Annotated in this window: 22 protein-coding genes; 13 read left to right on the forward strand and 9 right to left on the reverse strand. The window is 70.4% G+C overall.

Annotated elements, in window-relative coordinates:
- Window positions 1–76: 76 nt before the first annotated feature.
- Window positions 77–1,042 carry an FAD-dependent oxidoreductase gene (locus OG883_RS12305; RefSeq protein ID WP_266539083.1) on the reverse strand — a complete coding sequence of 322 codons (966 nt, stop codon included), beginning with the start codon at window positions 1,040–1,042 and terminating at the stop codon, window positions 77–79.
- A gap of 118 nt (window positions 1,043–1,160) precedes the next feature.
- Between OG883_RS12305 and OG883_RS12310 the strand changes: the two genes are divergently transcribed.
- Window positions 1,161–2,198: an oxidoreductase gene (locus OG883_RS12310; protein WP_266539086.1), complete on the forward strand. Its 1,038-nt coding sequence runs from the start codon at window positions 1,161–1,163 to the stop codon at window positions 2,196–2,198.
- 403 nt (window positions 2,199–2,601) lie between these two features.
- Window positions 2,602–4,239 carry an ABC-F family ATP-binding cassette domain-containing protein gene (locus OG883_RS12315; RefSeq protein ID WP_266539089.1) on the forward strand — a complete coding sequence of 546 codons (1,638 nt, stop codon included), beginning with the start codon at window positions 2,602–2,604 and terminating at the stop codon, window positions 4,237–4,239.
- A gap of 185 nt (window positions 4,240–4,424) precedes the next feature.
- On the opposite strand, the gene OG883_RS12320 is transcribed toward OG883_RS12315, so the two are convergent.
- The 3 genes from OG883_RS12320 to OG883_RS12330 form a co-directional block, all read right to left on the reverse strand.
- On the reverse strand, window positions 4,425–6,869 hold the full coding sequence (locus OG883_RS12320) for a Tex family protein (protein WP_266539092.1): 2,445 nt from the start codon (window positions 6,867–6,869) through the stop codon (window positions 4,425–4,427).
- 91 nt (window positions 6,870–6,960) lie between these two features.
- A complete protein-coding gene (locus OG883_RS12325; protein ID WP_266539095.1) occupies window positions 6,961–7,095 on the reverse strand; it encodes an LPFR motif small protein in 135 nt (44 codons plus the stop codon).
- 61 nt (window positions 7,096–7,156) lie between these two features.
- Window positions 7,157–8,020 carry a hypothetical protein gene (locus OG883_RS12330; protein ID WP_266539098.1) on the reverse strand — a complete coding sequence of 288 codons (864 nt, stop codon included), beginning with the start codon at window positions 8,018–8,020 and terminating at the stop codon, window positions 7,157–7,159.
- 346 nt (window positions 8,021–8,366) lie between these two features.
- Between OG883_RS12330 and OG883_RS12335 the strand changes: the two genes are divergently transcribed.
- Both OG883_RS12335 and OG883_RS12340 read left to right on the forward strand, forming a co-directional pair.
- Window positions 8,367–9,326 (forward strand): GlxA family transcriptional regulator, encoded by a 960-nt coding sequence (locus tag OG883_RS12335; RefSeq protein WP_266539101.1) that lies wholly within the window; start codon window positions 8,367–8,369, stop codon window positions 9,324–9,326.
- 133 nt (window positions 9,327–9,459) lie between these two features.
- Window positions 9,460–10,095, forward strand: a complete 636-nt coding sequence (locus OG883_RS12340) for a DJ-1/PfpI family protein (protein WP_266539104.1) — start codon at window positions 9,460–9,462, stop codon at window positions 10,093–10,095.
- On the opposite strand, the gene OG883_RS12345 is transcribed toward OG883_RS12340, so the two are convergent.
- A complete protein-coding gene (locus OG883_RS12345) occupies window positions 10,082–10,849 on the reverse strand; it encodes an enoyl-CoA hydratase/isomerase family protein (protein ID WP_266539107.1) in 768 nt (255 codons plus the stop codon). The genes OG883_RS12340 and OG883_RS12345 overlap by 14 nt on opposite strands.
- A 67-nt stretch (window positions 10,850–10,916) precedes the next feature.
- Here OG883_RS12345 and OG883_RS12350 point away from each other — a divergent pair, with 67 nt between their 5' ends.
- Together OG883_RS12350 and OG883_RS12355 are read left to right on the forward strand one after the other, a co-directional pair.
- A complete protein-coding gene (locus tag OG883_RS12350; protein ID WP_266539109.1) occupies window positions 10,917–11,555 on the forward strand; it encodes an HdeD family acid-resistance protein in 639 nt (212 codons plus the stop codon).
- A 135-nt stretch (window positions 11,556–11,690) separates the two neighbouring features.
- Window positions 11,691–12,161 carry an ATP-binding protein gene (locus tag OG883_RS12355; RefSeq protein WP_266539112.1) on the forward strand — a complete coding sequence of 157 codons (471 nt, stop codon included), beginning with the start codon at window positions 11,691–11,693 and terminating at the stop codon, window positions 12,159–12,161.
- 82 nt (window positions 12,162–12,243) lie between these two features.
- On the opposite strand, the gene idi is transcribed toward OG883_RS12355, so the two are convergent.
- From idi to galE, 4 genes are all read right to left on the reverse strand, one after another.
- Complete coding sequence (idi, locus tag OG883_RS12360; protein WP_266539115.1) at window positions 12,244–12,837, reverse strand: isopentenyl-diphosphate Delta-isomerase; 594 nt, start codon at window positions 12,835–12,837, stop codon at window positions 12,244–12,246.
- Window positions 12,838–12,973: 136 nt separating this feature from the next.
- Window positions 12,974–14,221: a bifunctional class I SAM-dependent methyltransferase/N-acetyltransferase gene (locus tag OG883_RS12365; RefSeq protein ID WP_266539117.1), complete on the reverse strand. Its 1,248-nt coding sequence runs from the start codon at window positions 14,219–14,221 to the stop codon at window positions 12,974–12,976.
- Between the two features lie 197 nt (window positions 14,222–14,418).
- Window positions 14,419–15,360 (reverse strand): cation diffusion facilitator family transporter, encoded by a 942-nt coding sequence (locus OG883_RS12370; RefSeq protein WP_266539119.1) that lies wholly within the window; start codon window positions 15,358–15,360, stop codon window positions 14,419–14,421.
- A 142-nt stretch (window positions 15,361–15,502) separates the two neighbouring features.
- Window positions 15,503–16,486 carry a UDP-glucose 4-epimerase GalE gene (gene galE, locus OG883_RS12375; RefSeq protein ID WP_266539121.1) on the reverse strand — a complete coding sequence of 328 codons (984 nt, stop codon included), beginning with the start codon at window positions 16,484–16,486 and terminating at the stop codon, window positions 15,503–15,505.
- A gap of 204 nt (window positions 16,487–16,690) precedes the next feature.
- On the opposite strand from galE, the gene OG883_RS12380 reads away from it, so the two are divergent.
- From OG883_RS12380 to OG883_RS12410, 7 genes are all read left to right on the forward strand, one after another.
- Window positions 16,691–18,616, forward strand: a complete 1,926-nt coding sequence (locus OG883_RS12380) for a DUF5941 domain-containing protein (protein ID WP_266541453.1) — start codon at window positions 16,691–16,693, stop codon at window positions 18,614–18,616.
- Window positions 18,613–19,359: a phosphocholine cytidylyltransferase family protein gene (locus OG883_RS12385; RefSeq protein WP_266539123.1), complete on the forward strand. Its 747-nt coding sequence runs from the start codon at window positions 18,613–18,615 to the stop codon at window positions 19,357–19,359. Before OG883_RS12380 ends, OG883_RS12385 begins: the two co-directional genes overlap by 4 nt.
- Entirely contained in the window at window positions 19,347–20,408 is a 1,062-nt protein-coding gene (locus tag OG883_RS12390) for an iron-containing alcohol dehydrogenase family protein (protein WP_266539125.1), read from the forward strand. The genes OG883_RS12385 and OG883_RS12390 overlap by 13 nt, the downstream gene beginning before the upstream one ends.
- Complete coding sequence (locus tag OG883_RS12395; RefSeq protein WP_266539127.1) at window positions 20,386–21,168, forward strand: CDP-alcohol phosphatidyltransferase family protein; 783 nt, start codon at window positions 20,386–20,388, stop codon at window positions 21,166–21,168. The genes OG883_RS12390 and OG883_RS12395 overlap by 23 nt, the downstream gene beginning before the upstream one ends.
- A gap of 20 nt (window positions 21,169–21,188) precedes the next feature.
- Window positions 21,189–22,061: a glycosyltransferase family 2 protein gene (locus OG883_RS12400; protein WP_266541455.1), complete on the forward strand. Its 873-nt coding sequence runs from the start codon at window positions 21,189–21,191 to the stop codon at window positions 22,059–22,061.
- 77 nt (window positions 22,062–22,138) lie between these two features.
- Window positions 22,139–23,068 carry an ABC transporter permease gene (locus OG883_RS12405; RefSeq protein WP_266539129.1) on the forward strand — a complete coding sequence of 310 codons (930 nt, stop codon included), beginning with the start codon at window positions 22,139–22,141 and terminating at the stop codon, window positions 23,066–23,068.
- On the forward strand, window positions 23,061–23,861 hold the full coding sequence (locus OG883_RS12410; protein WP_266539131.1) for an ABC transporter ATP-binding protein: 801 nt from the start codon (window positions 23,061–23,063) through the stop codon (window positions 23,859–23,861). The genes OG883_RS12405 and OG883_RS12410 overlap by 8 nt, the downstream gene beginning before the upstream one ends.
- Window positions 23,862–23,943 lie beyond the last annotated feature (82 nt).

Raw genomic sequence — 23,943 nt, forward strand, 5'->3', positions numbered from 1 at the left:
GTCCGGCGCACCCGGGCATACGGCGCCGTTCTTCTTCTCGTTCTCGTTCTGTGCCAGGCCTATGACGGTGTTCGCTCTATGACGCCGCCCGGAGCGCCAGGCGGGCGGCCGTCTCCGCGCAGCCCCAGGCGACCGTGACCCCCGCCCCTCCGTGACCGTAGTTGTGGACCAGCAGGCCGCCGCCGGGCAGCGGCTCCGCCTCGATCCGTACCCCCTGCGCCCTCGACGGGCGCAGCCCCACCCGGTGGCCGAGAATCCGCGCCTTCGCGATCTCCGGACGGATCCGCGCACAGCGGGCCACGATCGCCTCCGCCGTCGCCGGATCGGGCACCAGGTTCCAGTCGTCCTCGTCCGCGGTGCCGCCGAGGATCAGCCGCCCGGGCTGCGGGAAGAAGTACGTCGTCCTGCTCGACCCGTGGTCGACCGAAGTGAACCACTCCTCGATCCCCGGGTTCTCCACCAGCACCAACTGCCCGCGCACGGGCCGTACTCGATCGTCGGGGACGAGATGCCGCGCGTCGATCCCCGTGCAGTTGACCACGACCGGTGCCTCGGCGGCAGCCTCGGCGAAATCGGTCACCGTACGGGTCTCCACCACGCAGCCCGCCGCCTCCAACCGCCGCCGCAGCCAGCCGAGATGAACGGGCATGTCGATCAGCGGGATCCGGGCCCAGAGCCCGCCGTCGTGCCCCGGCGGAAGCTCGTGCGGATACGCGTCGCGCACCCCTTCCACCTGCGCCGACCACGGCCCCAGGTCCGCGGGCCGTTCATTGGCCTGCACGCCCGCGACGAGCCGCACGCCGGTCTGCTCGGGCTGGTCGGCCAGCTTTTCGTACACCCGCAGCGAGGCGATCGACCAGTCGCCGACCAGTTCCTCCGGCTCGATGCGGTACGGCCACCACAGCGCACCCGCCACCGCCGAGGTCGTCTCCCCGGCCGTGTCCCGGGACCAGACCCGCACCCGGGCGCCGCGCTCGGCCAGCACGATGGCGGTCGTCAGCCCGATGACTCCGCCGCCCACCACAATCACATCGGCTCTCATGGCGGGACCGTAGCCGATCGCCGATGTGCCGATCGCCGATGTGCCGATTACCGACTCCCGAATCGCCGATTGCCCAATGCCGTGCTCAGAACGGGTCACAAGTGGGGATACTCAGGACATGTCTGCCGAGTACGCGACCTTCGGGCTGGCGCCGGCGATGCGGGCCGGGGGAGTCCTCGCAGGTGGTGGCTACCAAGTGCACCGGGACTTCATGGACTTCATCGTCGACGGGCGGCCGCTGCTGTTTCAGCTCTCCGACCTCGACGCCGTCTCGCCGCTGGCCTCCGACGTACCACCGGCGATCTTCACCGCCCAGGTGCGCACACTGCTGCTCGACGCGGCGGCGCCGCTGGAGGGCGGCCGCTGTGTGATCTACGGCTGCCCCGAGTGCGAGGACATCCAGTGCGGAGCCGTGACCGCCGTGATCGAGCGCGACGGGGACGACATCGTGTGGCGGGACTTCGCCTGGCAGACGGACGGGAGGGCCGACCTGGAGCGCAACGGCTACCAGGGCATAGGGCCGTTCCGTTTCCGGGGCGTTGAGTACCGGGCCGAGCTGCAACAGCTGCTGCCCGACCCGGACGACAAGGAGTCCGCGGGGCAACGGCGCCGCCGGGTGCTGCTCATCGGCGCGCGCGTGGCCGTGCTCGCCAGGCTCGCCGCGACGCTGCGGACCATCGGCATCGGCGCCGAAATCACCCATGACGCGGCCGGGGTCCCCGCCGACGAGCTGCGGACATACGGCGCGGTCGCCTTCGGGCGCGCGGTCGGGGAGCAGGAACGGGCCGCGGTGCGCACGGCGTTCGAGCGGGCGGGCGCGGAGGTCGCGTACGTGAACGGGCTCGCCCCGATCATTCCGCTGCTGGTCGCACAGATCGAACACGCCCTGGACCGCGCCCCGTCGCAGCTCCGGCGGCTGACCAGGCTGACGGCGGCGGACGGCGTGGCGGGTGTGGAGGTGACCTCCGCGTGCCGGGTGCAGCTGGTCGCGTACCGCCTGGACCGGCTCCACCGCACGCACACACGCGAGCTGTTCGACGGGATGCTGGAGCCGGGTGAGCACCGAATTCCGCTGGACGGGCAGGCGGTGAAGGGGCAGTCCTTCCTTGTGGCACGCACCATGGGGAGCGTGCTGGTCGCGCCGATGATCCACTGACGATGACCCTGGCGAGCCGCGAATCGCCTCGCATGACGCATGGAGAGCCTCCCTGCGCGGCAGGCAGGGCTGTCCGGCGCTGCGAGGCCGGCGGCCGGGTTCCGAGCCGGTTCTTCCGCGCAGCGAACAGGAGCCGCCCTCCGGTGGCTGTCCTCCGCACCGCGAAGCCTGCGACGTTCTCCGGGGGCCGGGCCTTACGTGCTCCCGGGGCCGGGCCTTACGTGCCGCGAGACGCCGGGAGGCGGGGGGCTCGCTCCCGTGTCTCCCTCGCCCTCCTGGGCCGGGCGCCGGGGGCCTGCCCCCGGCTCGGGGAGGGGGCGGGGCGGGGTGGGGAACAGCCCCGCGCAGCGGCCCACCTCCCCGGCACGCCCCGGCCGCCGGCCCGACTAGGATCGGTCTCCTCATGACTGCCACCCTCGTCGCCAAGGATCTCGCCGCCGGACACGGCGACCGCTCGCTCTTCTCCGGGCTCGACCTCGTCGTCGCGCCGGGCGATGTGATCGGGCTCGTCGGTTCCAACGGCGCCGGCAAATCCACCCTGCTGCGTCTGCTCGCCGGCCTCGACCGGCCTGAGCAGGGCGCACTGCGGCTCTCCCCGCCCACTGCCACCGTCGGCCACCTCCCGCAGGAGCCGGAGCGGCGCGCGGGCGAGACCGTACGGGACTTCCTCGCCCGCCGTACGGGCGTCGCCGCCGCCCAGATCGCCATGGACGAGGCGACCCAGGCACTCGTCGACGGTGCGCCGGGCGCCGACGACGCGTACTCCATCAGCCTCGAGCGCTGGCTCGACCTGGGCGGCGCGGATCTCGACGAGCGCGCCGAGGAGGTCGCCGCCTCGCTCGGACTGACCATCGGTCTCGATCAGCCGATGACCGGGCTCTCCGGCGGCCAGGCGGCCCGCGCCGGCCTCGCCTCCCTGCTGCTGTCCCGCTACGACGTCTTCCTGCTCGACGAGCCGACCAACGACCTCGACCTGGACGGCCTCGAACGTCTCGAGACCTTCGTACGGGGCCTGCGTGCCGGTACGGTCGTCGTCAGTCACGACCGCGAGTTCCTCACCCGTACGGTGACCAAGGTCCTCGAACTCGATCTCGCGCAGCAGCAGATCACCCTGTACGGCGGCGGTTACGCGGCGTATCTGGAGGAGCGGGAGACCGCCCGCCGGCACGCCCGCGAGGACTTCGAGGAGTACGCCGACAAGAAGACGGCCCTGGAAGGCCGGGCCCAGATGCAGCGGTCCTGGATGGACAAGGGCGTCAAGAACGCCCGCCGCAAGGCGACCGACAGCGACAAGCTCGGCCGTAAGTTCCGCAGCGAGGCGAGCGAGAAGCAGGCGGCGAAGGCGCGCCAGACCCAGCGGATGATCGAACGGCTCGACACGGTGGAGGAACCCCGCAAGGAGTGGGAACTGCGGATGGAGATCGCCTCCGCGCCCCGCTCCGGCTCGGTCGTCGCCACCCTGCGCAGCGCCGAGGTCCGCCGCGGCGACTTCACCTTCGGCCCGGCCGACCTCCAGATCGACTGGGCGGACCGGGTCGCCATCACCGGCGCGAACGGCGCGGGCAAGTCCACACTGCTGGCCGCCCTGCTGGGCCGGCTCGACCTCGACACGGGTCACGCCTCGCTCGGCTCGGCCGTCGTGGTCGGCGAGGTCGACCAGGCCCGCGGCCTGTTCTACGGCACCGAGACCCTCCTCGACGCCTTCTGCGCGGCCGTCCCGGAGACGGAACCGGCCGAAGTCCGCACTCTGCTGGCCAAGTTCGGGCTGAAGGCGGAGCACGTACTGCGCCCGGCGACCACGCTCTCCCCGGGTGAACGCACCCGCGCCGCGCTGGCACTGCTCCAGGGCCGCGGCGTCAATCTGCTCGTACTCGACGAGCCGACGAACCATCTCGACCTGCCGGCGATCGAACAACTGGAGTCCGCGCTCGACTCGTACACCGGCACCCTGCTGCTGGTCACCCACGACCGCCGCATGCTCGAAGCGGTCCACACCACGCGCCGCATCGAAGTGTCCGACGGAAAGCTCACCGAACACTGACGACGGTGAGTGCGGCCCGGGACGGCGGTCATCCGCGTGTTCCCTTGCTGCCGACGGCACAGGAGTGCCCGGACATACGCGACGCGCGGTCGGGCGGCGGCCCACACCGGTGTGGTGCACCCCCCGGAACACGTGCGGGCGGGCGAGGGACAAACCCCCGCCCGCCCGCGCCGTCGTCCCCGCGCTCAGCCGCGCCTGCCGCCGTTCTTCGGGTCGACCAGGCCCGCGCGGCGCAGTGCGTCCGCCATCGCGCTGTTCGACGGAGCCGCCGCCGGGGCCTGACGGGCTCCGCCACCGCCACCGCCGCCGTTGCCGCCGCGCCGGTCGCGGCCGCCGCCGCCCTGGCGCTGCTGCGGAGGCCGGCCGCCCGCGCCGCCCTGGCCGCCGCGCTCGCGCTTCGGCGTGCTCCCGCCTCCGTCCGCACCCGCACCTGCGCGGTCCGCCGCCTCGTCGTCCAGCCGCAGCGTCAGCGAGATCCGCTTGCGCGGGATGTCGACGTCCAGCACCTTCACCTTCACCACGTCGCCCGGCTTCACCACGTCCCGCGGGTCCTTGACGAAGGTCTTCGACATGGCCGACACATGGACCAGGCCGTCCTGGTGGACACCCACGTCCACGAAGGCCCCGAACGCCGCGACATTGGTCACCACGCCCTCCAGGACCATCCCGGACACCAGATCGCCGATCTTCTCCACGCCCTCCTTGAAGGTGGCCGTCCTGAAGGCAGGACGCGGGTCGCGGCCCGGCTTCTCCAGCTCCCGCAGAATGTCCGTCACCGTCGGCAGACCGAATGTCTCGTCCACGAAGTCCGCCGGCTTCAGCGACCGCAGCACCGGCCCGTTGCCGATCAGCGACGCGACCTGGTCACCCGTGGTCTTCACCATGCGCCGCACCACCGGATACGCCTCCGGGTGCACGCTGGACGCGTCCAGCGGATCGTCGCCGCCCCGGATCCGCAGGAAGCCCGCGCACTGCTCGTACGCCTTCGGGCCGAGCCGCGCCACATCCTTGAGCGCCCTGCGCGAACGGAAGGGACCGTTCGAGTCGCGGTGCGCCACGATGTTCTCGGCCAGACCCGCCCCGATGCCCGACACCCGTGACAGCAGTGGCGCGGACGCGGTGTTGACGTCGACGCCCACGCCGTTCACACAGTCCTCCACGACCGCGTCCAGCGAGCGCGAGAGCTTCACTTCGGACAGATCGTGCTGGTACTGGCCGACTCCGATCGACCTGGGATCGATCTTCACGAGCTCGGCCAGCGGGTCCTGGAGCCGACGGGCGATGGAGACGGCGCCGCGCAGCGACACATCCATGTCGGGCAGCTCCTGAGAGGCGAACGCCGACGCCGAGTACACCGAGGCGCCCGCCTCCGAGACCATCACCTTGGTGAGGTTCAACTCCGGGTGCTTGGCACACAGTTCACCGGCGAGCTTGTCGGTCTCGCGGGACGCCGTGCCGTTACCGATGGCGATCAGATCGACCGCATGCTCCTTGGCCAGCCGCGCCAGCTTCGCGAGCGACTCGTCCCACCTGTTCGCCGGCACGTGAGGGTGGATGACGTCGGTGGCGACGACCTTGCCGGTGGCGTCGACGACGGCGACCTTCACACCCGTACGGAAGCCGGGGTCGAGCCCCAGCGTCGCCCGCGTACCGGCCGGCGCGGCCAGCAGCAGGTCCCGCAGGTTCGCCGCGAAGACCCGTACCGCCTCGTCCTCGGCCGCCGTACGCAGTCGCAGCCGCAGATCGATCCCCAGATGCACCAGGATCCGGGTCCGCCACGCCCAGCGCACCGTGTCCACGAGCCACTTGTCGCCCGGCCGGCCGTGGTCGGCCACCTGGAAGCGGCGGGCGACCATCCCCTCGTACGCGGTGGGCCCGGGCGTCTCGGAGGGCTCCTCCGGCTCCAGCACCAGGTCGAGGACGTCTTCCTTCTCGCCCCGGAGCATGGCGAGCACCCGGTGCGAGGGAAGCGCGGTGAACGGCTCCGCGAAGTCGAAGTAGTCGGCGAACTTCGCGCCCGGCCCCTCTTTGGCGTCGCCTTTGCCCTCCCGCACCTTCGCCACGAGCCGGCCCCGCGTCCACATCCGCTCGCGCAGCTCGCCGATCAGGTCGGCGTCCTCGGAGAAACGCTCCGTCAGGATCGCCCGCGCGCCCTCCAGAGCGGCGGCGGCGTCCGCGACGCCCTTGTCGGCGTCGACGAAGGCCGCCGCGGCGGCGAGCGGCTCCACCGACGGGTCGGCAAGCAGCCCTTCGGCGAGCGGCTCGAGACCGGCCTCGCGGGCGATCTGCGCCTTCGTCCGCCGCTTCGGCTTGAACGGCAGGTAGATGTCCTCCAGCCGCGCCTTGGTGTCGGCGCCCCGGATCTGCGCCTCCAGCGCAGCGTCCAGCTTGCCCTGTTCGCGTACGGACTCCAGGATCGCGGTCCGCCGCTCCTCGAGCTCCCGCAGATACCGCAGCCGCTCCTCGAGCGTGCGCAGCTGCGCGTCGTCGAGCATCTCGGTTGCTTCCTTGCGGTAGCGCGCGATGAACGGCACGGTCGACCCGCCGTCGAGCAGCTCGACGGCCGCCTTCACCTGCCGCTCGCGTACGCCGAGCTCCTCGGCGATCCTGCCTTCGATGGACGTCGTCACGGTTCCCCGACTCGCCTTCTCATGCTGGCTGTGCTGGCTGTGCTTGAGAGTGCATTGTGCCGGGTGGCCGGGGGCCGTGTCGCCCGCCGGCTCAGGCGCGGCGCGTCCGGCGGCCGCCACGCGAGGCTCCGCCGAAGAGCCTGGCCAGTGCCCGGAAGGGCAGGGTGACCACAGTGGCGATCGCCGAGCCGATCTGTCGGAGTACGTCTGCGATGGCGCGGAACAAGGGGTACCTCCAGGGTCGATGTTGTCGCCCGACGGGTAACCCTGGAGAGCCTCGGTAAACGTCAGCCCTTGCCGGTCAGGTCGGCCGGGAACGCTCCCGCACTCACCGCGGTCAGCAGGAAGCCGCGTCCCAGCTCCGTGAGCCGCTCGACGCCCGTGGCCCCCAGATGCTCGTACGGAGCCAGGTCGAGGCGGTCGCTGTGATCCTCCAGCTCCGCCCGGAGTCGTACACCCGCCTCGGTCAACTCGCCCTCGCCGTCCAGGAGCCCACGCGTGCGCAGCCGTTCCGCGGCCGCCTCCCAGTCCGTGCGCCGCCAGCCGCGCGTGGCGAGGATCCAGCGCGGCGCCATGCCCTTGCCGGTCGCGGTGTGGCTCACCAGCGCCTCGATCGGGTCGAGCCCGGCGGAGAGCAGCGCCGTGAGGTGGCCGTCGCCGCGGTGCTCGCGCAGCAGGGTCGCCGCATGCCAGTAGGCGAGATGCGGCTCCTCGGGCACCGGCAGATCGGCGTGGGCGGCATACAGGGGACGGGCGTGCCGGGTGCACGCCTCGGCGGCGCGCAGCGCGAGCCGTGCGGCTTCCGCCAGCTCCCCGGAGGCGATGATGTCCTCGCCGAGCAACCGCCGCAGCGTGGTGTCGGCGGCACGCAGCCGCGCCCGGACTACGGCCTCGGGGGAGGCGATGTCCCACACCGCGGGCAGATGCCGGGCGACCAGCTCGTGGTTGAAGTTGTAGAAGGCCGCGGTGACCGCCCCTGGCCCGACGGCGCCCATCGCGGCGCCGCGCCCTGCGAAGTAGGCGGCGCTCGAGTCCTCGATGCCGAGCTGGGCGAGCTCCTTGGCGAAGTCCGGCGAGAAGTAGACCGTCGAGTGCAGCGGGTTGATGGCGTTGTGGCAGCGGCGTCCCGCGCGCGGGGGCAGAGAGGTCATACCGAGCACGTTACCGACTGGTCGGTACGTCGGGAAGGGTGGGGTGTCGGCATGCCGCGAAAGCCGGAAGTCCGGAGGCCTGGAAGCCGGAGCAGGGCCCGGAGCCCGGGGTCCAGGGCCCGGCGCCCGGCAGATGAAAGCCGGGCAGCAGCCCGGAGAGATGGCGCCGGGAAGGCGGGAGCTCGGAAATCCAGAGCTGGAAACCCCGGTGCCGGAGCCCGGACGTGGGAGCCGCCCGGATGGCGGAGACCACCTCGGAGGCCGGCGGGGAGCATGGAGTTGGATGGCAGGAAAGGTGGGTTCTTTGTCATTGCAGCCAGATCGCCCGGCGCGAAGGATGGCAGTCATGACAGAGCGATCCGTGCTCGTCGTCCTCTTCGACGGCCTGCAGAGCCTTGATGTGACCGGTCCCGTGGAGGTCTTCGCGGGGGCCGGCACGGTCATCGGCCACCCGGCGGCGTACCCGATCCGTACCGCCTCGCTCGACGGCTCGGCCGTCCGGACCTCCAGCGGGCTCACGCTCGTGCCGGACGGCACCCTGGCCGACGCCCCCGTGCCCCACACGCTTCTCGTCCCCGGCGGAGGGGGCACCCGCCGTCCCCACCCCGACCTGATCGACTGGCTCCGCGAGAACGCCCCGCACGCCGAACGTCTGGTCTCCGTCTGCACCGGGGCCCTGCTGCTGGCCGAGGCCGGGCTGCTCGACGGCCACCGGGCGACCACGCACTGGGTGGCGTGCGACCACCTTGCGCGCAACTACCCGGACGTCGACGTCCACCCGGACCCGATCTTCGTACGCGACGGAAAGCTCGCCACCTCCGCCGGGGTGACCGCCGGTATCGATCTCGCTCTCGCCCTGGTCGAGGAGGACCACGGGCGGGACGTCGCCCTCACCATCGCCCGCCATCTGGTCGTCTTCCTGCGGCGTCCGGGAAACCAGGCGCAGTTCAGCGCCCAGCTCGCCGCCCAGACGGCGCAGCGCGCGCCGCTGCGGGAGGTCCAGCAGTGGGTCACCGAGCACCCCGAGGGTGATCTGTCGGTCGAGTCGCTGGCCGGGCGAGCCCGGCTGTCGCCGCGGCATTTCGCCCGCGCCTTCCAGGCAGAGACCGGGACGACACCGGGGCGGTACGTCGAACGCGTACGCCTCGAGCACGCGAGAAGGCTTCTGGAGGACACCCCTGAGGGCATCGAGCAGATATCCCGGGCCTGCGGCTACGGCACACCCGAGGCGATGCGCCGCGCTTTTGTGAAGAGCCTCGGCGCCGCGCCCGCCGAATACCGGCGCCGGTTCCGCGCCCACCCGTGAAGCCGGCTGCGAGCCGGCCGAGCCGATCGAAGCGTCACCAATCGATCAGGCCGATACAAGACGGCCAAAGCTCACATGGTCACGCCGAAGTCCACTGAAATTCAGCGAGAAATCTACAGAAAAGGAACATCTCATGCAGATCGCCATCCTGCTCTTCGACCGCTTCACGGCACTGGACGCCGTAGGCCCCTACGAGATGCTCTGCCGTCTCCCCGACGCCGAGGCGGTCTTCGTCGCCGAGCACACCGGACCGGTCGCCAACGACCGCGGTGAACTCGCACTTGTCGCCTCGAAGACCTTCGCCGAGGTACCCCGCCCGGACATCGTCGTCGTCCCCGGCGGCCCCGGCCAGAGCGAGATGATGGAGAACCAGGCGCTGCTGGCATGGCTGCGCGCCGTGGACGTCACCACCACCTGGACCACCTCGGTCTGCACCGGCTCACTGCTGCTTGCCGCGGCCGGACTGCTCAAGGGCCGCCCGGCCACCTCGCACTGGCTGGCCCTGGACTTCCTCAAGAAGCTGGGTGCCGAGCCCACCGGCGACCGTGTCGTCGTCGACGGGAAGTACATCACTGCCGCAGGTGTCTCCTCCGGCATCGACATGGGGCTCACCCTGGTCGGCAGGATCGCCGGTGACGAGCACGCCCAGGCCGTACAGCTGCTCACGGAGTACGACCCTCAGCCGCCGTACGACGCCGGGTCGCCGGCCAAGGCTCCGGCCGCGCTGGTCGAGGAGTTCCGTACGAAGAGCCGTTTCATCCTCCAGTAGACCAGGTGAACCTGGGTGCGCGGCGTTCCAGGAAGGCGGTGACCCCCTCCGCGGTGTCGCCGCTGCCGCGCGCCTGGTCCGCCCAGTGGGCGTCCCGGTCGGTGCGGCCTGTCGCGAACTCCTTCGCCGCGGCCTGGGTGAGCTGCGAGCGCGAGGCGATGATCCTGGTGAACTCCGCCACCCGCTTGCCCAGTTCGCCCTTCGGCAGCACCTCGTCCACCAGGCCGGTCCGCAGCGCCCGTTCCGTATCGATCAACTCGCCGGAGAAGAGCAGGTACTTGGCGGCGGACGGTCCCACCAGCGAGGCCAGCCGTCGCGTGGACGAGGACGGATAGACGATCCCCAGCTTCGCCGGAGTCACCCCGAAGAGGGCGCCCTCCTCGGCGAACCGAAGATCGCAGGCGGCGGCGAGCTGGCAGCCGCCGCCCACGCAGTATCCGCTGACGGCGGCGAGCGTCGGCTTCGGGAACGCGGCGAGCGCCTCCTCGGCCCGTACGGCAAGGGACTGCGGGTCCTCGCCCGGCTCCCGCAGCGAGGAGATGTCGGCACCGGCGCAGAAGGTGGTGCCCTGCCCGGTCAGTACCAGCGTGCGTACCGCATCGTCGGCAGCCAGCCCCGCGAGCAGCTCGGGCAGTGCCCGCCACATCTCGGCGGTCATGGCATTGTGTTTGGCGGGATGGCTGATGACGACGGTGGCGACACCGTCCGCGACGGTGTGCGCCAGCTGCGGCAGCTGCGGTTCCAACGGATCCATGCGCCGGATGCTATCCGCCGTACCTGAACCTATGATCAAGAAGGGGGTGCGCGGCGAGGAGGCAGGCATGCCCGGTACCACCCCCGAGAGCAGGAAGCTCAGCCGCCGTCTCGGCGGGCTCGCGGTGCTCGGCCTGATTCTTGTACTCGGCGGTCTCGTCGGCCTCGTCTACACCGGCGTCGCGACCCTCACCTCGATGCTGCTCTTCGGCTGGCTGCTCCTGATCGGCGGCGTGGTCGGCCTGCTGCACGCGCTCCAGTCACGCGGCACCAACTTCTTCTGGCTGGCCGTGGTGGTCGCCGCACTGAACCTCGCGGCCGGGGTGGTCGTCATCCGCCACCCGGCGGGAGCGGCGGAGACACTCACGATGTTCGCCGCCCTGCTCTTCCTGACGGGCGGCGTCTTCCGGCTGGTGGGCAGTGTGGTGGTGCGCGGCCCGCAGTTCGGATGGACGCTGGTGCAGGGTGCCTTCGGGCTGTTGCTGGGCATTCTGGTGCTCGTCGACTGGCCGGACAGCAGCCGCTACGTCCTGGGCTGCTTCTTCTCGCTCGCCCTGCTCTTCGACGGCCTCGGCCTGATCGCCATCGGCGTCGGCGGCCGCCGGATTGTCGGCATGGTCACCGAACAGGAGAAGGAGCAGGGAAGGGAGCGGGACAACGAGCAGGAGAAGCGGCCAGGAGGAGATCAGGAACAGTCACACAGCTGATGGTGTCGTACGTACACGGTCAAAAAGCGTCGATAGGCGCTGACTTCTGCTCAGCAGCCCGGTCCGGACCAACTGACTCCCAACACTAATTACTCGATGGTCAGTGGCAGTTGAGCCGAGGGTGGGTGCCGGACTATGGAGAGCCGCGGGAGCATCCCGGCCCGGCCGCTGTCGTACGAAGGCGTCTGGCGATTCACCGCTGCCGCGGTCGACGTGTCCGTCCCGCAGGCCCGGCACGCCGTACGCGATCTGCTGAATCGTCAAGGCGTACCGGCCCAGGACGATCTCGTCCAGGGGCTGCTGCTGATCGTTTCCGAGCTGGTCACCAACGCCGTACGGCACGCGGCCCTGCTCTCGCCCGAGATCGCCGTCGAGGTTGCCATCGGCGCGGAGTGGATCCGGGTGTCCGTGGAGGACAACCACCCCTACCGGCCCAAGGCGCTGGAGACGGACTACGCACAGACGGGCGGCCGCGGCCTGCTGCTCGTGCGCGAGATCACGCTGGAGGCCGGCGGCTCCTGCGACGTCGAGCACACGGCGAGCGGCGGCAAGATCATCTGGGCCGCGCTGCCGCTCACCCGGCCCGGCGCCACCGCCCCGCTCTAGAACGCCGCCGCAGCCGTCCGGCCTCGGCCCCAGCCCCGGCCCGACCGGCAGGGGTTCCACCGGCCGACCGGTCCGACTGGACTCACCAGCCGCCGGACGGCCCCGTGAGCTCCTTGATCGCGGGCCGTGCCGCGTCCAGCACCGTCATGAACCACGCGGAGAACGGTGCCTCGGCATGCCGGTCGGCCAGCTCCTCGGGCGTCACGAAAGCCGTCTCGCCGACCTCCTCCGGGTCCGGCCGCAGCGGAGCCTGCACCATCCCCACGAAGAGGTGGTTGAACTCCTGCTCCACCAGACCCGAGTCCGGGTCCGGGTGGTTGTAGCGGACCGTGCCCGCCTCGGCGAGCAGCGAAGGCGAGATCCCCAGCTCCTCGTGCGTACGCCGGGCGGCGGCGGCGAAGGGCGCCTCGCCCGGGTAGGGGTGCCCGCAGCAGGTGTTCGACCAGACACCGGGGGAGTGGTACTTGCCCAGCGCGCGGCGCTGCAGCAGCAGCCGCCCCCGCTCGTCGAACAGGAACACGGAGAACGCCCGGTGCAGCTGCCCGGGCGCCTGGTGGGCGGAGAGCTTCTCCGCCGTGCCGATGGTATTGCCGTGCTCGTCGACCAGTTCGAGCAGGATCGCTTGAGGTGTGCCGTTCGACGAGCTGTTCGCCGCGGTGGCTGGTGAGGTCGGCATAACCATCCTTCGCATCGGTCCTCGACCCTGAGGGGCCTGCCCAGTCTGCCGTACAAAAGCGGCTTGTCCGCACTTCGGCAGTCCGGGCATGTCCGCCCCCGCCGCGTCCGGTCCGCGGCGGGGGCGGATTCTCACATCAGATGCCGAAGGCGGCCGGATAGCGGATCGTGCCCTGCGGCACGTCCTCGCAACCGTCGAGAACGAGAGCCATCATGGCCTCGTCCGGCACCTCGAAAGTTGGCCTGATTCCGTACCGTGAGGCCGGTTCGAAGCCGAACTTCGGGTAGTAGCCGGGGTGCCCGAGGACGAGGACGAGCCTCTCCCCGCGCATCCTGGCCGCATCCAGCACGGCCCGGACGACCGCCTGCCCCGCGCCCTGCCGCTGGTGCTCGGGCGAGGTCGCTACCGGAGCCAGCGCCAGCGCGGACGTGTCACCGACCCGGCACCTGGTGAGCAGTGCGTACGCCGCGACCGAGCCGTCCGGCGCCTCGGCGACGTACGACATCCCGGGCAGCCACGCCTCGCCGTCCAGGCGCAGCGCGTCCACCAGGCCCGCCTCCTCGGCGGTCGGGAAGGCCGCCGAGTTGACGGCGCGCACGGCCGGGACGTCGGCCGCCGACTCCGGCCTGGTGCGCCAGCGCGGATCGGCGGGACGCAGCACGTACCCGGAGTAGCCGTACTCCGTGCCGTGCTCACGGCGCATGGCGATCTCCGCCCGGGTGGCGTCGAGCGCCTGCGCCATGCCGGGAGCGGCGGCATCCGCGGCGTCGGCCCGCTCGCCGAGCGGGCGGTAGTACTCGTCCCAGTCGCTCTCGGGCTGCCGGTGCAGGCCGAGGACGGTGTAGCCCGCGGCCACGGCCGCCGAGGTGTTCTCGCGGTTGGTACGCAGCGCATAGTGCTGGTCCCAGAAGTCGCGGGCCTGGGCCGAGGGGTCCTCGGCCGTCCACTCGCACTCGGTCAGGACCAGCGAGCCGCCCGGAGCGAGCAGCCGCCGCCACTCCCGCAGGCCGGTGTCGAAGCCGATGCTGTAGACGGAGCTCTCCGCCCAGACGAGGTCGAACGAGCCGTCGGGGAAGGGGAGTTCGGCCATATCGGCCTGGACGGTACGGATCGTGTCACCGAGCCCGAGAGCCTCGGCGGACTGCCGCAGCTCGTCGAGGAACGGCTCGTGCAGATCGACGGCGGTCACCTGTGCACCGGCCTCGGCGGCCAGCAGCAGGGCGGACCGGCCGGGGCCGCAGCCCAGATCGAGCACGCGCGGACAGGCCGGCAGCGGCCCCGCGAGGGACAGCAGCCGACGGGTGGTGGCGTCGGAGCCGGGACCCTGCCGCGGAAGACCGTGGTGCAGGGCGAAGAAGGCGTCATGCAGAGCGTTGTCGGACAACGTGGGAACCCTTGAGTGTGGGGGCTCCGGCCGACGAACGAGATCAGGTCGAAGAAACGAGATCAGGTCAGCCGAGAGCCCGGAAGCTGGGGATGGACCGTGTGCTGCGCGGGGCAGCCTCCACTGCGGCGGTCATCAACCCAGCTCCTCTCAAGCGCGGCGAGACTCCAAGGTCTCTGCGGGAACCCTAACAGGCGTCAGTGACACAGCCTCGCCTCGTGCTCGGCATGACCTACGGGCTCCAACTGGAAGGTGCAGTGCTCGACATCGAAGTGATCGCCGAGGCAGCCCTGCAGTTCGTGCAGCATCTTCTCGTGGCCGACCGCGTCCAGGACGTCCTGGCTCACCACCACATGTGCCGACAGCACCGGCATCCCGGAAGTGATGGTCCAGGCATGCAGATCGTGCACGTCCTCCACGCCGGGCAGGGCCACTATGTGCGCCCGGACCTCGCCCATGTCCACGCCCTTGGGGGCCGCCTCCAGCAGGACGTTGAGGGTCTCGCGCAGCAGCTTCCACGTACGCGGCACGATCATCAGGCCGATCACCAGGGACGCGATGGGGTCGGCCGGCTGCCAGCCGGTGGCGACGATGATTCCCGCCGAGACCAGAACCGTGAGCGAACCCAGCGTGTCCGCCAGCACCTCCAGATACGCCCCGCGCACATTGAGGCTCTCCTTCTGGCCGCGCACCAGCAGGGAGAGCGAGACCATGTTCGCGACGAGACCGATCAGGGCGAAGACGATGGTCAGCCCGCCCTTCGTCTCGGCCGGGGTGATGAACCGCTGCACAGCCTCGAACAGCAGATAGCCGCCGACCACGATCAGCAGCAGGCAGTTGGCGAGCGCGGCGAGGATCTCGGCCCGCGCAAAGCCGAAGGTGCGGTTCCGTCCGGCCGGCCGGTTGGCGAAGTGGATGGCCAGCAGTGCCATCGCAAGACCCACCGCGTCCGTCGCCATGTGGGCGGCGTCGGCGATCAGGGCGAGAGAGTCGGAGAGGACGCCGCCGACGATCTCCAGGACCATCACGCCCAGCGTGATGGTCAGTGCGATGCGCAGCCGCCCCTGGTAGGCCGCGGCCGCGGTGCCTGTCGGCGGCGGCCCGCCGTGCGTGTGCCCGTGGTCGTGCCCAGCCCCCATGAGGACGCCTCCTGGTCGTCGGACGTGATCTGCCGAGACCTCAGTCAACTACGGGTGGGGGGTATCGAGCAACACGGGACTGAACACCGTTGTCATCTGCTCTGACCTGCGGAAATGACCGCAGGTCAGAGCGCTGGCAAGATCACTCGGCGGCTGCCTCGGGGTGGTGCAGGCGCCAGCCGTCCCAGGCCGACACGACCATCTCGCGCACCTCGCGCGAAGCCGTCCAGCCCAGTTGCTTGGTGATCAGTTCGACCGAGGCGACCGCCCTCGCGGCATCGCCGGGACGGCGCGGCTCGACCACCGGCTCCCCGGCCCAGCCCGTGATCTCGCCCACCAGATCGGCGAGCTCGCGCACCGAGACGCCGACCCCGCGCCCGATGTTGACGGTCAGATCCCCGGGGCCCTCCTGGTCGTCCAGCGCGCGGGCAACCGCGAGATGGGCATCGGCCAGATCCGCGACATGGATGTAGTCACGGATGCAGGTGCCGTCCGGGGTCGGGTAGTCGGCACCGAAGATGCGGGGGGACGCACCGCGGGTGATCCGGTCGAAGAACATCGGGATGATGTTGAACACGCCGGTGTCGGCCAGCTCCGGCTGTGCGGCGCCCGCCACATTGAAGTAGCGCAGACAGGCCGTGGACAGGGAGTGTGCCCGGCCGGTGGCCCGTACCAGCCACTCACCGGTGAGCTTTGTCTCGCCGTACGGATTGATCGGCTCGCACGGGGCGCTCTCGGGAATCAGATCCATCTCCGGTACGCCGTACACGGCGGCCGAGGAGGAGAAGAGGAACCGCTGCACACCGGCCGCCACGACCGCCTCGAGCAGCACGGTCAGCCCCTGCACGTTCTCGCGGTAGTAGCGCAGCGGCTGCTCGACGGACTCCCCGACCTGCTTCTTCGCCGCGAGATGTACGACACCGGTGACGGCGTGCTCGGCGAGGGCGCGGTCGAGCACCTCGCGGTCCAGCACCGACCCGCGCACCAGCGGAACCTCGGCGGGCAGCCGCCCGGCAATGCCCGACGAGAGGTCGTCGAGGACGACGACCCGCTCTCCTGCCGCTGTCATGGTTCGCGTCACATGCGCGCCGATATATCCCGCTCCACCCGTGATCAACCAAGTCATAACGGCCACCCTAGGCCCTGCGAGCCCGCGGTTTGTGGGGCGAGGCATTGATCGACGATGATGATCTCGGCGGGCCTCCGGGGCGTAAACAACCGGTGAAATCCCGCTTCCGTTCATCCGATAGCCTCTGCCGACATGCCGCCGCCCGTGCACCGGGTCGAGCCGCCGCACACCAGCAATGCCAGCTCCAAGGAGTGAGTTCGTCTGTCGACCGCCATCCTCACCGGTCCGCCAGTACCCGGATCGTCGCTCGAGGGCGATCTGCGGTCGCTGGGCTTTGACGTACGGGTCGCCGCCGGACCCGATGACACTGCCGCACTGATCGCCGCCGTACCGGGCGCCGACCGGGTGGCCGTCGTCGACCCCCGGTTCGTCGGGCACATCCACGCCCTGCGCCTGGCGCTGACGGACCCCCGCTTCCCGGCGGCCGCGGTCCCCGGCGCCCTGACGGTGCAGCCCGACGCCCGGACTGCGCTGACCCGCGCCATGCCGGCCGCGGCGGGCGAGGGCACCCCGTCCGGGGCCGCATCCGCGGCTTCCGGTGCCACCGCCGATGCGGCGGGCGGCGCGGCCGACGACGGCGACACCCTGTCGGCCGTCCAGGCCGCGGTGTGGCCCGGAACCCTCCCCGGCGCGGACACCGGGACGCAGGTGCTGCCCGACGCGCTCGCGGACGCTCTCGACGCCGACGGCACCGCTGTGCACCGGCCCGAGCTGGGGTCGCTCGTCGCGACCGTGCCCGGTGACCCCCAGGCCCGCAACGAGGCCCGTCAGGCCGTCAGCGCGGTCGACGACGAAGCCGTACGGCTGCGCTCCGCGGTCAAGGCCCGCGACGGCTTCTTCACCACCTTCTGCATCAGCCCGTACTCGCGTTACCTCGCCCGCTGGTGCGCGCGCCGCGGACTGACCCCGAACCAGGTCACCACCGCCTCGCTGCTCACCGCGCTGATCGCGGCCGGCAGCGCGGCCACCGGCACCCGGGGCGGCTATGTCGCGGCCGGCCTGCTGCTGCTCTTCTCCTTCGTCCTGGACTGCACCGACGGGCAGCTCGCCCGCTACTCGCTGCAGTACTCCACGATGGGCGCCTGGCTGGACGCGACCTTCGACCGTGCCAAGGAGTACGCCTACTACGCGGGCCTCGCCCTCGGCGCAGCCCGCAGCGGCGACGACGTATGGGCGCTCGCGCTCGGCGCGATGATCCTCCAGACCTGCCGGCACGTCGTCGACTTCTCCTTCAACGAGGCGAACCACGACGCGACCGCGAACACGAGCCCCACCGCCGCGCTCTCCGACAAACTCGACAGCGTCGGCTGGACGGTCTGGGTGCGCCGGATGATAGTGCTGCCGATCGGCGAACGCTGGGCGATGATCGCGGTGCTCACCGCCGTGACCACCCCCCGGATCGTCTTCTACGCGCTCCTGACCGGCTGCGCACTCGCCGCCTTCTACACCACGGCCGGCCGCGTCCTGCGCTCCCTCACCCGCAGGGCACGGCGCACCGACCGTGCCGCACAGGCGCTCGCGGACCTTGCCGACTCCGGCCCGCTTGCCGAGAGCGTCGCACGTGCCCTCAGGAAGAAAGCCCCGGGGCTCCCCGGGCTCATACCTCTCGCCGCCGCCGTGGCCGGCGCCGCCGCCCTCGTGGTCACGGCCGCCTTCACCGACTACGGCACCGTCTGGACGGCGCTCGCCGCCGCGGTGTACGTCGTCACCTCGGGCATCGCCGTCGCCCGCCCCCTCAAGGGCGCCCTCGACTGGCTCGTCCCGCCGGTGTTCCGGGCCGCCGAATACGGCACCGTCCTGGTGCTCGCGGCTCACGCCGAGGTGAACGGGGCATTGCCCGCAGCCTTCGGGCTGGTGGCCGCTGTCGCCTACCATCACTACGACACGGTGTACCGCATACGCGGCGGTACGGGGGCGCCGCCACGCTGGCTGGTGCGGGCGATCGGCGGACACGAAGGACGGATCCTGGCAGTCGCGCTGCTCGCTGTCCTGCTCAACAACTCGGACTTCACCATCGCGCTGGCGGCCCTTGCTGTGGCCGTCGCACTCGTGGTGCTCGTCGAGAGCATCCGCTTCTGGGTGTCCTCCGGAGCACCCGCCGTACATGACGAAGGAGAACCCGCATGATCGGCCTCGTACTGGCAGCCGGTGCCGGAAGGCGCCTGCGCCCCTACACCGACACGCTCCCGAAGGCCCTCGTGCCCGTCGACGGCGATACCACCGTCCTCGACCTCACCCTGGGTAACTTCGCGGAGATCGGGCTCACCGAGGCCGCCATCGTCGTCGGCTACCGCAAGGAGGCCGTCTACGCGCGCAAGGCGGAGCTGGAGTCCACCTACGGCCTCAAGCTCACCCTCGTCGACAACGACAAGGCCGAGGAGTGGAACAACGCGTACTCCCTGTGGTGCGCCCGTGAGGTCCTCAAGCAGGGCGTCATCCTCGCCAACGGCGACACCGTGCACCCGGTCTCCGTCGAGAAGACCCTGCTCGCCGCCCGCGGCAACGGCCAGAAGATCATCCTTGCCCTCGACACGGTGAAGCATCTCGCCGACGAGGAGATGAAGGTCATCACCGAGGGCGACCGCGGCTTGGGAGGCGTGAAGCGCATCACCAAGCTGATGGACCCGGCCACCGCCACCGGCGAGTACATCGGTGTCACCCTCATCGAGCCCGAGGCCGCGGAGGAGCTCGCCGACGCGCTGAAGACCACCTTCGAGCGCGATCCCGACCTCTACTACGAGGACGGCTACCAGGAGCTCGTGAACCGCGGCTTCACCGTGGACGTGGCCCCCATCGGCGATGTCACCTGGGTCGAGATCGACAACCATGACGACCTCGCGAAGGGCCGTGAGATCGCGTGCCAGTACTGACCCGGCTCATCCCGTCGCCGGTCGTCGTCGACATCGCCCGCGGTGCCCTGGACGATCTGGCCGGCCTCCTGGCCGACCAGCGGATCTCCTCCTCCGGCAAGCTGGCGATCGCTATCAGCGGCGGCTCCGGCCAGGCGCTGCGCGAGAAGCTCTCCCCGGTGCTCCCGGGCGCCGCGTGGTACGAGGTCGCCGACGGCACCATCGACTCCGCGGTCAAGCTCGCCGACGACATAAAGGGCAAGCGGTACGACGCCGTGGTCGGCCTCGGCGGCGGCAAGATCATCGACGTGGCGAAGTACGCCGCGGCCCGGGTCGGCCTGCCGATGGTGGCTGTTGCGACGAATCTCTCGCACGACGGCATCTGCTCCCCGGTGTCCATCCTGGACAACGACAACGGCCGCGGCTCCTACGGCGTCCCCACGCCCATCGCCATGGTCATCGACCTCGATGTGATCCGCGACGCACCGGTCCGGTTCATCCGTTCCGGCATCGGCGACGCGATCTCCAACATCTCGGCGATCGCGGACTGGGAGCTTTCCCACCGGATCAACGGCGAGCAGGTCGACGGACTGGCCGCCGCCATGGCCCGTACCGCCGGCGAGGCCGTTCTGCGCCACCCCGGCGGGGTCGGCGACGACGAGTTCCTCACCGTGCTCTCCGAGTCGCTCGTGCTGTCCGGCATCGCGATGTCGATCAGCGGAGACACCCGGCCCTCGTCCGGTGCCTGTCATGAGATCAGTCACGCCTTCGACCTGCTCCACCCCAAGCGCAGTGCGCTCCACGGTGAGCAGGTCGGCCTGGGCGCCGCCTTCGCGATGCATCTGCGCGGCGCCCGCGAGGAGTCGGGCCTCTTCGCCGACGTACTGCGCAGACACGGCCTGCCGGTGCTCCCCGAGGAAATCGGGTTCAGCATCGACGAGTTCGTCAACGCAGTGGAGTACGCACCGCAGACCCGCCCGGGACGCTTCACGATCCTGGAGCACCTCGACCTGTCCGCAGACCACATCAGGGACGCTTACGCCGACTATGTCAAGACCATCAGTAGCTGAACTCCGTCCGGTCGTTCACCCCGACGGTGTCAAGGACCGGCGCAGCGGAGAGCACTGGGCCGGGCGCATGTACATGCGAGAGATCTCGCTGCACATCGACCCGTACCTGGTGAACACCAAGATCACCCCCAACCAGCTCACCTACCTCATGGTCGTGGTGGGCGTGCTGGGCGGCGCGGCCCTGCTGATCCCGGGACTGACCGGCGCGATCCTCGCGGTGGTGCTCTTCCAGATCTACCTCCTGCTCGACTGCGTCGACGGAGAGGTCGCCCGCTGGCGCGGCCAGACCTCGATCACCGGCGTCTATCTCGACCGGATCGGCCACTACCTCTGCGAGGCGGCCCTGCTGGTCGGCTTCGGCATCCGCGGCGCCGATGTCTTCCACCAGGAGGGCACCACCAACTGGCTGTGGGCCTTCCTCGGTACGGTCGCCGCGCTCGGCGCGATCCTGATCAAGGCCGAGACCGACCTGGTCGACGTGGCCCGTCAGCGCAGCGGTCTGCCCGCCGTCAAGGACGAGGCATCCGTGCCCCGGTCCTCCGGTCTGGCGCTGGCCCGCCGTGCCGCGGCCGCGCTGAAGTTCCACCGGCTCGTCGGCGGGATCGAGGCCAGCCTCTTCATCCTGGTCGTGGCGATCATCGACACGATCCAGGGCGACCTGTTCTTCACCCGCCTCGGTATCGCGGTCCTCGCCGGCATCGCGGTCGTCCAGACGCTGCTGCACCTGGTCTCCATCCTGGCGTCGAGCAGGCTCAAATGAGTACGCAGACGAGCAGGCCGATGAAGCTGGGTGCCGTCGTCATCACGATGGGCAACCGGCCGGACGATCTGCGTGCCCTCCTGGACTCGGTCGCCAAGCAGGACGGCGACCCGATCGAGGTGGTCGTCGTCGGCAACGGCACCCCGGTGACCGGTGTCCCCGAGGGCGTACGGACCGTGGACCTGCCCGAGAACCTGGGCATCCCCGGTGGCCGAAACGTCGGCATCGAGGCCTTCGGCCCGTCCGGCTCGGCCGTCGACGCCCTGCTCTTCCTCGACGACGACGGTCTGCTGCCGAACTCCGACACCGCCACGCTGGTGCGCGAGGCCTTCGACGCCGACCCGGGGCTGGGCATCGTCAGCTTCCGGATCGCCGACCCGGAGACCGGGCTCACCCAGCGCCGCCACGTCCCGCGGCTGCGCGCCTCCGACCCCATGCGCTCCTCGCGGGTGACGACCTTCCTCGGCGGCGCCAATGCCGTACGGACCAAGGTCCTCGCCGAGGTCGGCTCGCTGCCGGACGAGTTCTTCTACGCCCATGAGGAGACCGACCTAGCCTGGCGGGCACTGGACGCCGGATGGGCGATCGACTACCGCTCGGACATGGTGCTGTTCCACCCGACACTGCCCCCGTCCCGGCACGCGGTCTACCACCGCATGGTGGCCCGCAACCGGGTCTGGGTCGCGCGCCGGAATCTGCCCGCGCCGCTGATCCCCGTCTACCTGGGGGTCTGGGTGCTCCTCACGCTCGCCCGGCGACCTACGATGCCCGCGCTGAAGGCCTGGTTCGGAGGTTTCAAGGAGGGTATGCGCACACCTTGTGGACCCCGCCGCCCCATGAGGTGGCGTACGGTATGGCGGCTTACCCGGCTGGGCCGACCTCCTGTCATCTGACAAGCTCGGCTCTGAGAGCATCGGGCCTGAACCAGCGCCCGAACTGCCGCGCATCTTGAACACGAAAGTTTCAACTTGTGAGTGACACAACCCACGACGGTGCCATCGCGATGAGCCCTACGCCATCCGCTGACGACGGCCTGTCCCCGGCGGAGCTCGCCGCCAAGTACGGCCTGTCGGTGAGTGGTGCCCGACCGGGGCTTGTCCAGTACGTCCGGCAGCTCTGGGGCCGCCGCCACTTCATCCTGGCCTTCTCGCAGGCCAAGCTGACGGCCCAGTACAGCCAGGCCAAGCTCGGCCAGCTGTGGCAGGTGGCGACCCCCCTGCTCAACGCGCTCGTCTACTTCCTGATCTTCGGGTTGATCCTCGAGGCCAGCAAGGGAATGCCGACGCACATCTACATCCCGTTCCTGGTGACGGGTGTGTTCGTCTTCACCTTCACCCAGAGCTCGGTGATGGCGGGTGTCCGGGCGATCTCGAACAACCTCGGGCTGGTGCGCGCGCTGCACTTCCCGCGGGCCTCGCTGCCGATCTCCTTCGCGCTGCAGCAGCTCCAGCAACTGCTGTTCTCCATGATCGTGCTGGTGGTGATCGTGGTCGCCTTCGGCAGCTACCCCACCTGGTCCTGGCTGCTCATCGTGCCCGCGCTCGCGCTGCAGTTCGTGTTCAACACCGGCCTGGCCCTGATCATGGCGCGACTGGGCTCCAAGACTCCGGACCTTGCACAGCTGATGCCCTTCATCATGCGTACGTGGCTGTACGCGTCGGGCGTCATGTTCTCCATCCCGGTGATGCTGGCGGACAAGCCGGCCTGGATCGCCGATGTACTCATGTACAACCCGGCGGCCATCTACATGGACCTCATCCGCTTTGCCCTGATCGACGGCTACGGCGCCGAGAACCTGCCGTCGCACGTCTGGGGTGCCGGCCTGATCTGGGCGGCCCTGATCGGCTGCGCAGGCTTTGTGTACTTCTGGAAGGCTGAGGAGCGGTACGGCCGTGGCTGACGAAAAGAACGACCGAAACGCCGGTGACGCCCGCATCCCCACGGTCATCGCCGACGATGTGCACATCGTCTACCGGGTCAACGCCGGCAGCGGCGGCAAGGGCAGCGCGACCGCGGCCCTGAGCCGGATACTGCGCCGGGACAAGGGCGAGTCGCGGGGTGTGCGCAAGGTGCACGCGGTCCGGGGCGTCACCTTCACGGCGTACCGCGGCGAGGCGATCGGCCTGATCGGGACCAACGGCTCCGGCAAGTCGACCCTGCTGCGGGCCATCGCGGGCCTGCTGCCCGCGGAGAGCGGCAAGGTCTACACCGACGGCCAGCCCTCCCTGCTGGGTGTGAACGCCGCGCTCATGAACGATCTGACGGGCGAGCGCAACGTCATACTCGGCGGCCTGGCCATGGGAATGTCGCGCGAGGAGATCCGCGAGCGCTACCAGCAGATCGTCGACTTCTCGGGAATCAACGAGAAGGGCGACTTCATCACCCTTCCGATGCGTACGTACTCCTCCGGCATGGCGGCCAGGCTCCGGTTCTCCATCGCCGCCGCCAAGGACCACGACGTCCTGATGATCGACGAGGCGCTCGCGACCGGTGACCGGAGGTTCCAGATCCGCTCCGAGCAGCGCATCCGTGAGCTGCGCAAGGAGGCCGGCACGGTCTTCCTGGTCAGCCACAGCAACAAGTCGATCAGGGACACCTGTGACCGCGTCCTGTGGCTGGAGAAGGGCGAACTCCTGATGGACGGCCCGACGGACGAGGTCATCAAGGCGTACGAGAAGGAGACCGGCAAGTAGTCCGCCCGGCAGCACGGCCCGACGGCCCCCGCCGCAGCAACCCGGCGGGGGTCGTCCGCGTCCTGGAAGGTGTCGGGCCAAG

Origin of the sequence: Streptomyces sp. NBC_01142 (genome assembly GCF_026341125.1) — a bacterium.
Lineage (GTDB): Bacteria > Actinomycetota > Actinomycetes > Streptomycetales > Streptomycetaceae > Streptomyces.